This window comes from Bradyrhizobium sp. GW821-FHT13H06 (genome assembly GCF_058803975.1).
The window spans coordinates 434,457-448,242 of record NZ_JBXAPN010000001.1 but is presented as its reverse complement, the minus strand read 5'-3'; the positions used below and the strand labels follow the sequence as shown (position 1 = coordinate 448,242).

The following is a 13,786-nucleotide window of genomic DNA, read 5'->3' as shown; positions in this document are numbered from 1 at the left end:
GGCGGAAGGCCTCATCCTCACATCTTCTTGTAGGCGTCGACGATCGCCTGACCGTCGGCGCCGGCCTTCTTGAGCCAGTCGGCCGTGAGCTGTTCGCCGATCTTCTGGAAGCCGGCCTTGAGCGCCGGGCTTGGCGGCTCGACGTTCATGCCTTTCGCTTTGAGCTGATCGAGATACCAGGTGCTCTTGTCCTGCCAAGCCTTCCAGCCGCGGGTCTCCGCGGTCGCCGCGGCCTTGAGGATGGCCTCCTGTGTCGGCTTGTCGAGCGCGTCGAACGCGGCCTTGTTCACGAAGGTATAGTCCTTCGGGATCCAGGCCTGCACGTCGTAGAAGTACTTGAGCGACTCCCAGGCCTTCGAGTCGTAGCCCGTGCCGCCCGACGACATGAAGGAGTTCACCACGCCGGTCGCAAGCGCCTGCGGCAGCTCGGCCGCCTGGATCGTGACCGATTGGGCGCCGACCAGCTCGCCGATCCGCGCGGTTCCGACATTGTAGGCCCGCCATTTCAGGCCCTTCATGTCCTCGATCGAGGCGAGCGGCTTGTTGACATAGACGCCCTGGGGCGCCCACGGCACGGCGAACAGCAGCTTGAGACCCTGCGCATCGAGCTTCTTGACGATCGCGGGCTTGGAGGCCTGATACAGCTTCAGCGCGTCCGGAAAGCTGGTCGCGAGGAACGGCACGACGTCGATGCCGAAGAGCGGGTCCTCGTTCTCGTGAATCGACAGCAGCACCTCACCCATCTGCGCCTGCCCGGTCACGACCGCGCGCTTGATGTCGGGTGCCTTGAACAGCGAGGCGCCCGGATGAACCGTGATCTGAAGCTTGCCGGAGGTGGCGGCTTCGACGTCCTTGGCGAACGCGACGAGATTCTCGGAATGGGGATTGTCGGCCGGATATGCCGCCGGCAGATTCCATTTGGTCTGAGCCATAGCGGGCGTCGCGGCGAGCATAGCGCCGGCGATCAAGGATGCGCGGATTAAACGGGACATTATCGGGCTTCTCCTCACAGTCAATTTGAACACTTCGCACGCTCAGTCTGGGAAGGCGAGCTTGGGCAAGAACATTACGATCTGCGGATACTCGGTGATGATGAACACAGCCGCGAGCAGCAGGACGAAGAACGGAAACGCCGCCCGCGCAACGGTGAACGTATCACGGCCGCTCATGTTCTGGAGCACGAAGAGATTGAATCCAACCGGCGGCGTGATCTGCGCCATTTCCACGTGAATGATGAGATAGACGCCGAACCAGACCAGGTCGAGGCCGGCCTGCCTCACCATCGGCAGCACGATGACGGCGGTCAGGACGATCATCGAGATGCCGTCGATCAGGCATCCCAGGATGATGTACATGATGCTCAGATACAGCGCGAGCATGCCCGGCGTGAGCTGTTGACCCTGGACCCAGGTGGCGAGCGCGGCCGGAATGCCCGTATAGGCCATCGCAGCCGTGGTGTAGGCCGCACCTGCCAGGATCAGCATGATCATGCAGGTCAGGCGCGTCGCGCTCATGATGCTCTCGAGGAAGTTCTTGCGCGTGAGCGTACCGCTCCACCACGCCAGCAGCAGCGCGCCCGTGACGCCCCATGCGGCGCATTCGGTGGCGGTCGCGAAGCCCAGTACGAGTGAAAGAAACACGGCCAGGATCAGGAGCAGGCAGGGTGCGAGCTTCGCCGATTCTCGCAGCTTCTGTCGGAACGGCATCGGCGGATCGCGTGGCGGAACCTTCTTGGGATTGAGCAGCGACCAGATGATGATGTAGCCCGAATAGAGCACCATCACGAGCACGCCCGGCAGGAATCCGCCGAGGAACACCTGAAGCACGGAGACGTTCGCCGTGACCGCGTAGACCACCATCGGGATCGAGGGCGGAATCAGGAGGCCGAGCGTGCCCGCGCCTGCGAGCGATCCGAGACTGAGGTTCTTGTCGTAGCCGCGCTTGTCCAGCTCAGGCAGCGCGATTTTTCCGATCGTCGCGCAGGTCGCCGCCGAAGAGCCGGACACCGCCGCAAAGATGCCGCAGCCGATCACGTTGACATGGGTCAGGCGTCCCGGCAGCCACTGAACCCAGGGCGACAGCCCCCGGAACATCTCTTCCGACAATTTGGTACGGAAGAGAATCTCGCCCATCCAGATGAACAGCGGCAGCGCGGCCAGCGTCCATGACGAGCTAGCGCTCCAGGTGGTGGTGGCGAGCACGGCGCCGAGCGGGAGACTCGTCGTCAGCGCCATCGCCACGAAGCCGACAAGTCCAAGCGAGACCGCGATCCACACGCCGCTTCCCAGCAGCAGGATCATGACGCCGAGCAGAACGAACGACAGCTCGATCATGCCGAGATTGGCCATGGTCAACCTCCGCCGCCCTGCGAGATGCGCTCGATGAATTCGTCCGGCGTCTCATCCGGCGAGCCCTTCTCGTAGCTTGGGCGGCCGCCGCCGACGACATTGACCATTTCATCGATAAGCGCGATCGACAGGATCGCAAGGCCGCCGGCAAAGCCGAGCTGTGGAATCCAGAGCGGAAGCGCGACGACGCCCTGCGCCACATCGTTGAAGCGCCAGGAGTCGTAGGTCATCTGCACGGCATAGCGGGTGAAATAGAGGATGAAGGCGGTGGCGATACCGAGCGCCGTGATCTCGGCGATCTGCTTGGTCCGCCCGTGCAGACGCTCCAGCAGCAGGCCGACGCGGATCATCTCTCCGCGCTTGAAGGTGTGCGCGAGGCCGAGGAAAGCCATCGCGGCCATGCACCAGGACGCGAAATCGTCGCCGGCGGGAATGTTGATCGCAAATTGGCGTCCGACCGACATGGCCATCATGATTGCGAAGATCGCGACCAGGAAGACGCCCGCGGCGTAGCCCGCGCCGAGATAAAGCAGGTCCAGAGCGCGTCGCACCGGTCCCCGAGCCGCCACATCGTCCCCTGCCAACGCAATCCCCATTCTCAAGGCGATTCAATCGACCCGTGCCGGTCGCGCCTGAATATCGCCGTGTCCAACGCCTGTCTTTCAGACGTTAGATCAACATGATGGGGTGGGTGCAAGCAAGGAGTATGCCGGCTGACGCCAGAATTTCTACCCCAGGTTCACTGCGTCACCAGCCGCAGCCCGTCATAGGCCGGCACCACGCCGGCCGGCAGCGACTGACGGATGACCTCGTAGTCGACGTCAGCGGTCATGTTGGTGATGACCGCGCGCTTCGGCTTGAACCGCTCGATCCAGGACAGCGCGTCGTTGATGCTGAAATGGCTGACATGGCTGGTGTAGCGCAGGCCATCGACGATCCAGAGGTCCAGATCTTCCAGTGCGCCCCAGCTCTCGCGCGGGATGTCGTTGAGGTCGGGCGTGTAGGCGGCATCGCCGATGCGATAGCCGAGCGCGGGAATGTTGCCGTGCTGCACCAGGAAGGCTGTCATCGTCACCGCGCCGCCCTTCCCCAGGATGGTCTGGCTCTCGCCCGCCTCGATCGAATGCCGAGTCAGGATTGGCGGGTAGTCGCTGCCCTCCGGCGAGATGAAGCAATAGGAGAATCGCGACAGGATGTCCTTGGCGGTCGACTGGTTGAAGTAGGTCGGGATGCGACGGCGCATGTGCATGACGACCGAGCGTAGATCGTCCATGCCGTGGGTCTGGTCGGCGTGCTCGTGCGTCAGGAACACTGCGTCGATGTGATCGACATTGGTCGAGAGCAACTGCTCGCGCAGATCCGGCGAGGTGTCGATCACGATGCGTGTCGTGCCGTGCTCGGACGTCCGTTCGACCAGCAGCGAGCAGCGGCGACGGCGGTTCTTGGGATTGTTGGGATCACAGGCGCCCCAGCCGAGCGCCGGGCGCGGCACGCCGGCGGAGGAGCCGCAGCCCAGGATCGTCAGCGTCAACGTCATGTGGTTCCCAGTCTCAAGCTCTCACCTTCGAGAACAGGCGGAAGAAGTTTTCGGTGGTCTGGCGCGAGATCTCGTCAAACGACACGCCGCGTGTCTCGGCGAGCACTCTTGCCACCTCGACGACATAGGCCGGCTCGTTACGCTTGCCTCGAAACTTGCCGGGCGCAAGATAGGGCGAGTCCGTTTCAACCAGAATACGGTCCGATGGCAGCTCGGCCGCGAGCGCGCGCAAGGCCTCTGATTTCTTGAAGGTTAGGATTCCCGTGAAGCCGATATAGAGCCCGAGCGACACCGCCTTCAGTGCCAGCTCGCGTCCGCCCGTGTAACAATGCAGCACGGCGCGAAACGATCCCTTGGCCGCCTCGTCTTCCAGAATGCGTGCGCAGTCCTCGTCGGCTTCGCGGGTGTGGATCACCAGCGGCAGGCCGGTGGCGCGGGCGGCGGCAATGTGGGCACGAAAGCCCCTCGCCTGCGCCTCCGGCGAGCCGTTGTCGTAGAAATAGTCGAGCCCAGCCTCGCCGAGCGCGACGACCTTGGGGTGCTGCGTCAGGACAACGAGCTCGTCCGGCGCGATGCCGTCCTCCTCGTCCGCGTTGTGCGGATGGGTGCCGACCGAGCAATAGACGTCGTCATAGCGTTCGGCGATCGCGAGCAGATCCTTCAGCCGGCGCACCCGCGTCGAGATCGTGACCATGCGCGTGATGCCGGCCGCTCGCGCCCGCGACACGATCCCGTCGAGGTCTTCCGCAAAGTCCGGAAAATCCAGGTGGCAGTGGCTGTCGACCAGCATCGCGCGAACGCCTTCAGGCCGCCGGCTCGACGTAGCGCGGGAACGCCGGCGTCGGCGCCGGCAAGGTCGAGCCGGGTGCGATGCGCTTGGTGCCGCCGAGCATGGCGAAGTCGCGCTCGGTCTCGGGGATGCCGAGGCTGTCGAGCAGCTTGCCCGAGGCGATCGGCATCGCGGGCTGAGCAAGGATTGCGACCTGGCGCACGACTTCGGCGGTGACGTAGAGCACCGTCTTCTGCCTGGCAGGATCCGTCTTCGCGAGCGCCCACGGCGCCTCGCCCGCGAAATAGCGGTTGGCCTCTGCGACCACGGCCCAGACGGCGTTGAGCCATTGATGGATCTGCTGCGTCGCCATGGCCTCGCGCGACGCAGCGATCATGCCGTCGGCCATTGCCAGCATCGCCTTGTCGTTGTCGCTGAAGTCCCCGGGCTCGGGCAGCACGCCGCCGAACTGCTTGGCGATCATCGAGAGCGAGCGCTGCGCGAGGTTGCCGAGGTCGTTGGCGAGATCGGCATTGATGCGCGCCACGATGGCCTCGTGGTTGTAGTTGCCGTCCTGGCCGAACGGCACCTCGCGCAGGAAGAAATAACGCATCTGGTCGACGCCGTACTGGTCGGCAAGATTGAAGGGATCGACGACGTTGCCGACCGACTTCGACATCTTCTCGCCCCTGCTGAACAGGAAGCCGTGGGCATAGACCCGCCTCGGCAGCCGGATTCCGGCCGACAGGAGGAAGGCCGGCCAATACACCGCATGGAAGCGGATGATGTCCTTGCCGATAATGTGCACGTCGGCCGGCCAGTAGCGCCAGTTCTTGTCGCTCTCATCGGGAAAGCCGACGCCGGTGATGTAATTGGTCAGCGCGTCGACCCAGACATACATCACGTGTCCTTCGTCGCCAGGCACCTTCACACCCCAATCGAAGGTGGTGCGCGAGATCGAGAGATCGCGCAGACCGCCCTTGACGAAGCTCACAACCTCGTTCTTGCGGGAGTCCGGCCCGATGAAATCAGGGTGGTCCGCGTAGAGCTTGAGCAGCTTGTCCTGGTACGCCGACAGGCGGAAGAAATAGCTCTTCTCCTCGACCCATTCGACCGGCGTACCCTGCGGGCCCAAGCGGACGCCATCGTCGTTCACGCGCGTCTCGTCCTCGGCGTAATAGGCCTCGTCACGGACCGAGTACCAGCCCGAATAGGTGTCGGCATAGATGTCGCCGTTTGCTTCCATGCGCCGCCAGATCTCCTGGCTGGAGCGGTGATGCTGCTCCTCGGTGGTGCGGATGAAGCGGTCGAACGACACGTTCAGACGCTCGTCCATTTCCTTGAAACGGCCGGCATTGCGGGTCGCGAGCGCGGCGGCGGACATGCCTTCGCTGGCCGCCGTCTGGATCATCTTCTGCCCGTGCTCGTCGGTGCCGGTCAGGAAGAACACATCCTTGCCGTCGAGTCGCGCAAAGCGCGCCAGCGCGTCGGTCGCGATCGCCTCATAGGCGTGACCGATATGCGGGCTGCCATTGGGATAGGCGATCGCGGTCGTGATGTAGAAGACGTTGTCGCGCGCGGGGGCGGCAACGGGTGCGGCGACCTGTGGAGCAGCGACCGGCTTCGGCGCGCGCGGGGTCTTGGGTTTCGACGCCTTGGGCGTCACAGCCCTCGGCGGCGTGACGACAGGAGACGGCGCTGCGGTCACGGCAGGTGCAGCCGCCTTCTTCGCGACCTTCTTCGCCGGAGCCTTGGCCGGCTTGTTGGCAGCTGATTTCTTCGAAGCCTTCTTGGCGACGACCTGCCCCTTCGCAGCCTTTTTGCCGGCCTTCTTCGTCGTCTTCGCAGCGCTCTTCGTCACGCCCTTCCTGGCGGCGCCCTTCTTGGTCTTCTTGGCGGCTTTGGCCGCGCGCGCCTTCACGGCCCTCACGGCGGCTTTCTTCACGGCCTTCTTGGCAGCCTTCTTGTACTTGCTGCTCTTGCCTTTGACGGTCTTCTTAGCTCGCGTTGCCACCACGAATTCCTTTACGGGCTTGTCCGAAATTTTGGAAACGAACCTGCGTTAGGGTTATTGTTTTGCGCATGATCTTTTCGGAAAACCGCTGCGCACTTTTCCGGATCATGCTTTAGCGCGTTGCGTCCGCCAGCCAGCCGAACACCGAGAAGACCAAGGGCTTGCGCTCCAGATTGTAGGTTTCGGTGTCGCGCGCGGCGCGGACGATCTTTTCCCATACCTCAGCTAGGCGCGCAAGGCGCGGCAGGTTCTGGTTGGCATTGGCCTCATCCGCATGCAGCCGCTCCGCGATCCAGCGGTCGATGCCGTCGATGAAGGCGGCAAGCGCGACGCGGTCGCTGGTGCCGAGCGAATCGCCGAGCGTGTGCAATTCGCGCGGATCGACCTGCGGCAGGCGCGCGAGCAGCGCTGCCGTGCGCTGCTGAAGTTTCAGGGCGTCGCCGCCGAGCAGCGTCAGCGCCCGTGCGACGCTCCCCTCGGAGGCCTCGGCCGCCTCGCGCAACGCGGGATCGTTCGGATCAAGCTCGGCCGCCGAAGCTGCGGCCGCGATCACGTCATCCGTGGCGAGCGGCCGCAGGCGCAGCTTGCGGCAGCGTGACTGGATCGTGGCGAGCACGCGCGCGGGCGCGTGGCTCACCAGAAGGAACAGCGATTGCTGGGGTGGCTCCTCGAGGATCTTCAGAAGCGCGTTGGCCGCGTTTGGATTGAGCTCGTCGACGGTGTCGACGATGCAGACGCGCCATCCTTCGGCTGCCGCGGTCGAGCCGAAGAACGCGATCGTCTCGCGCGTCTCGTCCACGGTAATCACGGTGCGCATCACGCCGCGATCATTGGCGGTTCGCTCCAGCGCCAGCAGGCCGCCATGCGAGCCGGCGGCCACTTGGCGCGCGACCGCGTCGTCAGGATCGATCGCAAGGTTCTCGGCGCGCTGCACGGCGGGCGCGAGCGGCTGAGAATGGCCTAGCACGAAGCGCGCCATGCGATAGGCCAGCGTTGCCTTGCCGATCCCTTGCGGCCCGCCGATCAGCCAGGCATGCGGAATGCGTCCGCTGCGATAGGCCGCCAGCAGCGCGGCTTCGGCCTCTCGATGGCCGAACAGCCGCGATGTCTCACGCGGATGGGGAATGGCGGTTTCTCGCTCGGCCTGACGCGGGCTCATGCCGAAATCACCGAAGCCGGCGTGGGAAGAAGACGATCGCGCAGCGCCGTCCAGACTCGGGCCGCGACCGTGTCGGGATCGGAATTGGCGTCGATCAGTACGCAGCGCGCGGGCTCGTCCGCCGCGATCTTGCGATAGGCTTCGCGGAGGCCCTCATGGAAGCTGAGCTTCTCGGCCTCGAACCTGTCAGGCGTGCCGCTGCCGCGGCGCGCGGCAGCGCGTTGCAGGCCAATCTCGACCGGCAAATCGAGGATGATGGTGAGATCAGGCTTGAGATCGCCGATCGTGACCCTTTGCATGGCGTTGATCAGGCCCTCGGGAACGCGGCCGAGGCTGCCCTGATAGGCCCGAGTCGAGTCGGCGAAGCGGTCGCAGAGCACCCAGGTGCCCTGGTTGAGCGCAGGCAGGATCACGGTGCGGACATGATCATCGCGCGCGGCGGCAAACAGCAGCGTCTCCGCCTCGGGGCCGAGCAGCTTGCCCATACCCGACAGCACCAGGTGACGCATGATCTCGGCGCCTGGCGAGCCGCCCGGCTCACGCGTGACCCGGATGCGCAGCTTTGCCGCCTTGAGGCGGTCAGCGAGCTTCTTGATCTGGGTCGACTTGCCCGCGCCCTCGCCGCCTTCAAAGGTGATGAAGCGTCCACGTCCGGACGGCCGCTGTAACGCGCTCTCACTCATGATCAGAGCTTCTCGGCGCCTGCGCGGAACATGCCGATCACGAGCTCGCTGGCACCGTCGATCGCGCGGCGCATGGTCGAACCGGCTCCGATCGCTTCCGCCGCATAGACCGGCGTCTCGACCGCGATGTTGCCGCTGCGCCAGACCCTGACCACGCCGACCCGCTGACCGGCCTCGATCGGCGCGCGCACCGGGCCGCTATAGACGATGCGCGCAATCAGCTTGTCGCTGCCGTTCTTGTGCACCATCACCTTCACCGGCGTCCTGGCGACGAGCTTGACCGAGGGGCTCTCGCCGCCGAACACCTTGGCGTAACCGACCGGCTGCTCGGCCGGGATCAGGATGCGGGTCTCGAAATTGCGGAAGCCCCATTCCAGCATCTTCTTGGCTTCCGTGGCGCGATCCTCGGGGTCTTCGAGGCCATTGACGACGACGATCAGCCGCGTGCCGTTCTGCACGGCCGAGCCCACCATGCCATAGCCGCCTTCCTTGGTGTAGCCGGTCTTGAGACCGTCGGCGCCTTCCATCGAATTGAGCAGCGGATTGCGGTTGGGCTGGCGGATCTTGTTCCAGGTGAACTCCTTCTCGCCGAACAGTTTGTAGAATTCGGGAAAGTCGAGAATGATGTGCCGGGCGAGCATGCCGAGCTCGCGCACCGTCATCTTGTTGCCGGGGTCGGGCAAGCCGGTGGAATTGCCGAAGGTCGATCTGGTGAGGCCGAGTTCGCGGGCGCGCTTGGTCATGAAGTCGGCCGCGAAGATCCGCTCATTGCCCGCCATGGCTTCGGCAAGCGCGATGCAGGCGTCATTGCCACTCTGGATGATCGCGCCGTGCAGGAGATCGTCGACCGAAACCTTGCTGTTGATGGCCGCGAACATGGTCGAGCCGCCCGAGGGCGCGCCGCCCCGGCGCCAGGCATTCTCGCTGATCCGGTACTCGTCCGTCAGCTTGACGTCGCCCTTCTTGATCGCATTGAAGACGACCTCCGCGGTCATCAGCTTCATCATGCTCGAGGGCGCGCGCAGCTCGTCGGCGTTCTTCTCGAACAGCACGCTGCCGCTGGAGGCTTCGATCAGGATCGCAGTCGGGGCATCGCCATCGAATCCGGCCTCTTCCGCTTTCTTGGCGCCCTGGACGCTCTGGTTGGCGGCATAGAGCGCCCCGCCCCAGCCGATCCCCGCCACCAGGGCCGCAGCGATCAGCCCGCGCACCAGCGTGCCGGCGGTGAGCCGGTTGCGACGAAGCAAAGGAAGACGAAATGCCATGGCGAAGCCCTGAGGGAGGCGTTCTAACAGTTGGAACAGATGCGAACAACACGCGGTTGGATGCTTGCCCGTGAGATTGCACGATTCTCCTCGCGCCCCTATCGTGGCATCTCATATTTGCCGACCAAACCCCTGAAACAAGGCGGAAAAGCGAATGTCCTCAACCCGCATGATCAAGGCCAACGGGGTCGAGCTGTTCGTCCGGGAAGCCGGCCAGGGTCCGCTGGTGGTGCTATGCCATGGCTGGCCGGAACTGTCCTACTCCTGGCGCCACCAGATCCCCGCGCTCGCCGAGGCCGGGTTTCACGTCGTCGCGCCCGACATGCGCGGCTACGGCCAAAGCGCAGCGCCGCCTGATGTTGCGGCCTATTCGATCTTCGATACGGTCGGTGACGTGGTCGGCCTCGTCCAGGCACTCGGCGAGACCAGGGCGATGGTGGTTGGCCACGATTGGGGCGCCCCGGTCGCATGGCACGCGGCGTTGTTCCGGCCCGACATCTTCACGGCGGTCGCGGGCCTCAGCGTGCCGCCACCGTTCCGCGGGCGCGGCAGGCCGCTCGATTTGTTGCGCCAGGGTGGCGTGACCAACTTCTATTGGCAGTATTTCCAAACACCGGGCGTCGCCGAGGCCGAGCTCGAGCGCGACGTCGCCCGCACCATGCGCATCGTGCTCGGCGGACGCGGCCTCGCCGATCCCACCGCGGCCATGTTCGTGCAGGAGGACAAGGGCTTTCTCGGCCATGCGGGCGCCGAGGAGCCGCTGCCCGGCTGGCTCAGCGAGACTGATCTGGCCTATTTCACCGAAGCCTTCCGCAAGTCCGGCTTCCGCGGCGGGTTGAACTGGTACCGCAACATCGACCGCAACTGGGAGCTGACCGCGCCCTGGCAGGACGCACAGATCCACCAGCCTTCCCTCTTCATCGCAGGCTCAAGAGACGCGGTGATCACCGGCCTGATCGGCGCGAAGCGCGTCAACGAGCTCGAGCGGGTGCTGCCCAATCTCAAGGGCAGGCTGATCCTCGAGGGCGCCGGCCATTGGGTGCAGCAGGAGCGGGCCAACGAGGTGAACGCGGCGCTGGTGAATTTCCTGACGGCGAGCGCAGCTCAGTAGAGCCCGCGGCCGCTCAGGATGTTGCGGGCCTCGGCGGCGCCATCCGATGAAGGCGCGCTCTCGGCGAGGCGGCGGTCCTCGTCATAGGACACCGCGCGCGCGTTCTGGAGCGCCCGGCCCCGGCCGCGGCTCGAGGCCGACATTTCCGAGGTCGCATTCAGCGATGCCATGTCGGCCGAGGTGTTGCCGAGATTATAGGGGCGCCCTTCCGGCATCGGGACCTCGCCGCGGATGGAGCCGCGGCTCGATGACGGCAGCTCCGGCACGAACGGCTTTGCCGAGGCGACACGGACCATCGAGGGCGACGGTGCCGGAACGCCGGTGCGCAAGGTGGCCATCAGCTGGCGGTCGTCGGAGCCTTCAAGCGGCGCCCGGCCGACATATTCGACGCGAACCTTGGCGACACCATTGCCTTTGAATTCAAGGAGTTCGGCCGCCTTGTTCGAGACGTCGATGAGGCGATTGCCGTGATAGGGCCCTCGGTCATTGACGCGGACGATCAGCGACTTGCCGTTCGAGACATTGGTCACCCGCGCGTAGGACGGCATCGGCAGAGTCGGATGCGCCGCGGTCAGCGAGGTCATGTCGAACACCTCGCCGTTGGCGGTCAAGCGGCCGTGGAAATCGTCGCCGTACCAGGACGCCATGCCCTCGGCGCGGTAGTTGACGTCCTCCTCCGGCACGTAGGTCCGGCCCGCCACGACATAGGGCTTGCCGACACGGTAGGTGCCGCCGCCCTTCGGGACCGGTTCGCCCCAGGCCACCACCCGCGGGCTCGAGGACACGCCGTATTTCGGATCGACGCGGCTGGCGAATTTGTTCGACGAGGCGCAATTGGCGAGCGCGAGGCAGGTCGCGACCGCCGCAACACCACGCGCGGCCCGCAAAACCGAATCTGACCGTCGGATCCCCATGCGCCCCAAAATACCATTCCGCCGGAGGCGTACCCAACCCGCTTGGTGACGGAGAGCGCTATCCGGTCCTGTGATTCCAAGGCGGCCCACCACCGCGTCGGAAGTAGTAAGGATAACGCAACCCGAACACGGCGGAAATGGGGAGCCCACAGCGATCACGCAGGCATGGTAAACGGCAGGTTCGTTTCTCCCGGCTGATCGACGGAACCTGGCCGCCCGTTCTGTGCCACCGCTGGACAAGCTGTTGCGCCAAATCCTCACCCCACCCCCATTGTCGCGGCGCTCACCGAAATTCTTTTGACTGTGCAAGGCCGCACGCGTTTTCTCGGCTGGCAGGGGCGGATTGGAATTTAACGATGATCGAGACGGTTTCGGCACTGATGGGTCTGGTAAGCGCGGGGATCTTCCTGGCCCATGCGTTTGAAGGTTACCGCACGAGGGCCTAAAGGCACTCGCGCGGGCGGTAAGCGTCACCTCTTTCAAGGCGGCCCGTTCGGACGATTTTGATGGATCCGACCGAGCATCGAAGACGAGAGTAGCAGGTGTCCCATGCGCAACCATGACCTCGTATCCGATGGTTTCCTGGCGTTGACCGCGGGCGGCTTGGTGCTGCTCTGCTCGAGCCTCGTGGCCCTGGCATTTGCCTGAGGGCCCTGCTTCCCGATCTACGACATAACTTCACCGCGGCGCAGCAAGCGCGACTGTCCCGTTCCCATTCAATTGATTGAATTTCTGCGTTCGGCGCCTCGACCAATTGCGAGAGCCATCACCAACGAGGGTGACGCAGATGCTTGCCGAGAAATTCTTCCTGGTCCTGGAATCCCTGATCCGTGGCGACCGCACCTATCCGGATGGAAGTCCCCGGATCACCAGCACCTGCCCGCACGTGCCGATCAAGCTGCCGGCGCAGAAGTAGCTGGCGCGTCGGCAAGCCTGGATCACGTGCCGCTCAGCGCAGACCCAACAGTGAACGGCGATAGAAGCCGTCGCGGGCCTCGCTCAGGCAGACGAAGCTGCCGTCGAATCCCTGGCCATACCGCTTCTGACCCTTGCGGTAGTAGACGCCGTTCCTGAAGTCGAGCCAGACCACCCTGTCATGCGGGCAATGACGCTGCGCCTGCGCCTCGTAGCGAAACGGCGTCAGCGGCGTCGCCGAGACCTCGGCGCCGCCTGCACCAACCAGCATGGCACCCGCGCATGCGACTGCGCCGGACCACTTGCCAAGGCTGCTTCGAGACACTCCCCACCTCCAACTCGCCGGTCGTCACCCGACGGCCGGTCGGCACGGTAGCACGAAACGGCGCTGTCCATGGAAGGCGGCACGGACGCGTCGCGTCTTACGCCGGCCATCTCGGCGGGGTACACGACGGCGAGATCGTCCTTATGCGAGATTGCAGCCTGAATGTCGGTTGAGCCTGAACCCAGAACTGGCCCCCGCCCGCCTTCGCCGCGGCTCGGCCTGCTGGCGACGATCATCTTCGGCTCGCGCTGGCTGCAACTGCCGCTCTATCTCGGGCTGATCGTGGCGCAATGCGTCTACATCGCGCTGTTCCTCAAGGAGCTCTGGCACCTCTCCTGGCACGCCCTCGACCTCACCGAGCAGCAGATCATGATGAGCGTGCTGGCGCTGATCGACGTCGTGATGATCTCCAACCTGCTCGTGATGGTCATCGTCGGCGGCTACGAGACGTTCGTTTCGCGGCTCGACCTCCAGGGCCATCCCGACGAACCGGAATGGCTCGGCCACGTCAACGCGAGCGTCCTGAAGATCAAGCTCGCGATGGCCATCATCGGCATCTCCTCAATCGCGCTGCTCCGCACCTTCATCGAGGCCGGCAATCTCGGCTCCGACCGCGCCGGCTTCACCGAAACCGGCGTGATGTGGCAGGTGCTGATCCACCTCACCTTCGTGGTCTCGGCGATCGGCATTGCCTATGTCGACAAGCTCAGTGAATCAGGCGCACGCAAGCACGCCGAATGAAGCGC

14 protein-coding genes are annotated in these 13,786 nt (G+C 64.8%); 3 read left to right on the top strand and 11 right to left on the bottom strand.

What is annotated here, in order from left to right; genetic code table 11:
• Positions 1-17: 17 nt before the first annotated feature.
• From AC1RQP_RS02185 to AC1RQP_RS02145, 9 genes are all read right to left on the bottom strand, one after another.
• Positions 18-995, bottom strand: coding sequence for a TRAP transporter substrate-binding protein (locus tag AC1RQP_RS02185; protein WP_492936364.1), 978 nt, complete (start codon positions 993-995; stop codon positions 18-20).
• Positions 996-1,034: 39 nt separating this feature from the next.
• Complete coding sequence (locus AC1RQP_RS02180) at positions 1,035-2,348, bottom strand: TRAP transporter large permease (RefSeq protein WP_492935758.1); 1,314 nt, start codon at positions 2,346-2,348, stop codon at positions 1,035-1,037.
• 2 nt (positions 2,349-2,350) lie between these two features.
• On the bottom strand, positions 2,351-2,944 hold the full coding sequence (locus tag AC1RQP_RS02175) for a TRAP transporter small permease (protein ID WP_492935757.1): 594 nt from the start codon (positions 2,942-2,944) through the stop codon (positions 2,351-2,353).
• A 143-nt stretch (positions 2,945-3,087) separates the two neighbouring features.
• Positions 3,088-3,885 carry an MBL fold metallo-hydrolase gene (locus tag AC1RQP_RS02170; RefSeq protein WP_492935756.1) on the bottom strand — a complete coding sequence of 266 codons (798 nt, stop codon included), beginning with the start codon at positions 3,883-3,885 and terminating at the stop codon, positions 3,088-3,090.
• 13 nt (positions 3,886-3,898) lie between these two features.
• Positions 3,899-4,675, bottom strand: coding sequence for a TatD family hydrolase (locus AC1RQP_RS02165; protein WP_492935755.1), 777 nt, complete (start codon positions 4,673-4,675; stop codon positions 3,899-3,901).
• 13 nt (positions 4,676-4,688) lie between these two features.
• Entirely contained in the window at positions 4,689-6,668 is a 1,980-nt protein-coding gene (gene metG, locus AC1RQP_RS02160; RefSeq protein WP_492935754.1) for a methionine--tRNA ligase, read from the bottom strand.
• Between the two features lie 112 nt (positions 6,669-6,780).
• The gene (locus AC1RQP_RS02155) at positions 6,781-7,827 is read right to left on the bottom strand and encodes a DNA polymerase III subunit delta' (RefSeq protein WP_239623618.1); all 1,047 of its coding nucleotides are present in this window, start codon (positions 7,825-7,827) and stop codon (positions 6,781-6,783) included.
• The gene (tmk, locus tag AC1RQP_RS02150) at positions 7,824-8,510 is read right to left on the bottom strand and encodes a dTMP kinase (RefSeq protein ID WP_492935753.1); all 687 of its coding nucleotides are present in this window, start codon (positions 8,508-8,510) and stop codon (positions 7,824-7,826) included. Before tmk ends, AC1RQP_RS02155 begins: the two co-directional genes overlap by 4 nt.
• Positions 8,511-8,512: 2 nt before the next feature.
• On the bottom strand, positions 8,513-9,775 hold the full coding sequence (locus AC1RQP_RS02145) for a D-alanyl-D-alanine carboxypeptidase family protein (protein ID WP_492935752.1): 1,263 nt from the start codon (positions 9,773-9,775) through the stop codon (positions 8,513-8,515).
• 154 nt (positions 9,776-9,929) lie between these two features.
• Here AC1RQP_RS02145 and AC1RQP_RS02140 point away from each other — a divergent pair, with 154 nt between their 5' ends.
• A complete protein-coding gene (locus AC1RQP_RS02140) occupies positions 9,930-10,886 on the top strand; it encodes an alpha/beta fold hydrolase (RefSeq protein ID WP_492935751.1) in 957 nt (318 codons plus the stop codon).
• Here AC1RQP_RS02140 and AC1RQP_RS02135 read toward each other — a convergent pair.
• The gene (locus AC1RQP_RS02135) at positions 10,880-11,800 is read right to left on the bottom strand and encodes a septal ring lytic transglycosylase RlpA family protein (protein ID WP_239623622.1); all 921 of its coding nucleotides are present in this window, start codon (positions 11,798-11,800) and stop codon (positions 10,880-10,882) included. The two genes, AC1RQP_RS02140 and AC1RQP_RS02135, sit on opposite strands and share 7 nt — an antisense overlap.
• A 787-nt stretch (positions 11,801-12,587) precedes the next feature.
• Between AC1RQP_RS02135 and AC1RQP_RS02130 the strand changes: the two genes are divergently transcribed.
• On the top strand, positions 12,588-12,716 hold the full coding sequence (locus tag AC1RQP_RS02130; protein WP_492935750.1) for a hypothetical protein: 129 nt from the start codon (positions 12,588-12,590) through the stop codon (positions 12,714-12,716).
• A gap of 33 nt (positions 12,717-12,749) precedes the next feature.
• Here AC1RQP_RS02130 and AC1RQP_RS02125 read toward each other — a convergent pair whose 3' ends face one another.
• Positions 12,750-12,986, bottom strand: a complete 237-nt coding sequence (locus tag AC1RQP_RS02125; RefSeq protein WP_492935749.1) for a hypothetical protein — start codon at positions 12,984-12,986, stop codon at positions 12,750-12,752.
• A 216-nt stretch (positions 12,987-13,202) separates the two neighbouring features.
• Here AC1RQP_RS02125 and AC1RQP_RS02120 point away from each other — a divergent pair, with 216 nt between their 5' ends.
• A complete protein-coding gene (locus AC1RQP_RS02120; RefSeq protein ID WP_492935748.1) occupies positions 13,203-13,781 on the top strand; it encodes a TIGR00645 family protein in 579 nt (192 codons plus the stop codon).
• Positions 13,782-13,786 lie beyond the last annotated feature (5 nt).

Coding starts and splice junctions, on each gene's coding strand:
- AC1RQP_RS02180 (WP_492935758.1), bottom strand. CDS start 2,348: ATGGCCAATCTCGGCATGATCGAGCTGTCGTTCGTTCTGCTCGGCGTC.
- AC1RQP_RS02175 (WP_492935757.1), bottom strand. CDS start 2,944: ATGGGGATTGCGTTGGCAGGGGACGATGTGGCGGCTCGGGGACCGGTG.
- AC1RQP_RS02170 (WP_492935756.1), bottom strand. CDS start 3,885: ATGACGTTGACGCTGACGATCCTGGGCTGCGGCTCCTCCGCCGGCGTG.
- AC1RQP_RS02165 (WP_492935755.1), bottom strand. CDS start 4,675: ATGCTGGTCGACAGCCACTGCCACCTGGATTTTCCGGACTTTGCGGAA.
- AC1RQP_RS02155 (WP_239623618.1), bottom strand. CDS start 7,827: ATGAGCCCGCGTCAGGCCGAGCGAGAAACCGCCATTCCCCATCCGCGT.
- tmk (WP_492935753.1), bottom strand. CDS start 8,510: ATGAGTGAGAGCGCGTTACAGCGGCCGTCCGGACGTGGACGCTTCATC.
- AC1RQP_RS02145 (WP_492935752.1), bottom strand. CDS start 9,775: ATGGCATTTCGTCTTCCTTTGCTTCGTCGCAACCGGCTCACCGCCGGC.
- AC1RQP_RS02140 (WP_492935751.1), top strand. CDS start 9,930: ATGTCCTCAACCCGCATGATCAAGGCCAACGGGGTCGAGCTGTTCGTC.
- AC1RQP_RS02135 (WP_239623622.1), bottom strand. CDS start 11,800: ATGGGGATCCGACGGTCAGATTCGGTTTTGCGGGCCGCGCGTGGTGTT.
- AC1RQP_RS02130 (WP_492935750.1), top strand. CDS start 12,588: ATGCTTGCCGAGAAATTCTTCCTGGTCCTGGAATCCCTGATCCGTGGC.
- AC1RQP_RS02125 (WP_492935749.1), bottom strand. CDS start 12,986: ATGCTGGTTGGTGCAGGCGGCGCCGAGGTCTCGGCGACGCCGCTGACG.
- AC1RQP_RS02120 (WP_492935748.1), top strand. CDS start 13,203: ATGTCGGTTGAGCCTGAACCCAGAACTGGCCCCCGCCCGCCTTCGCCG.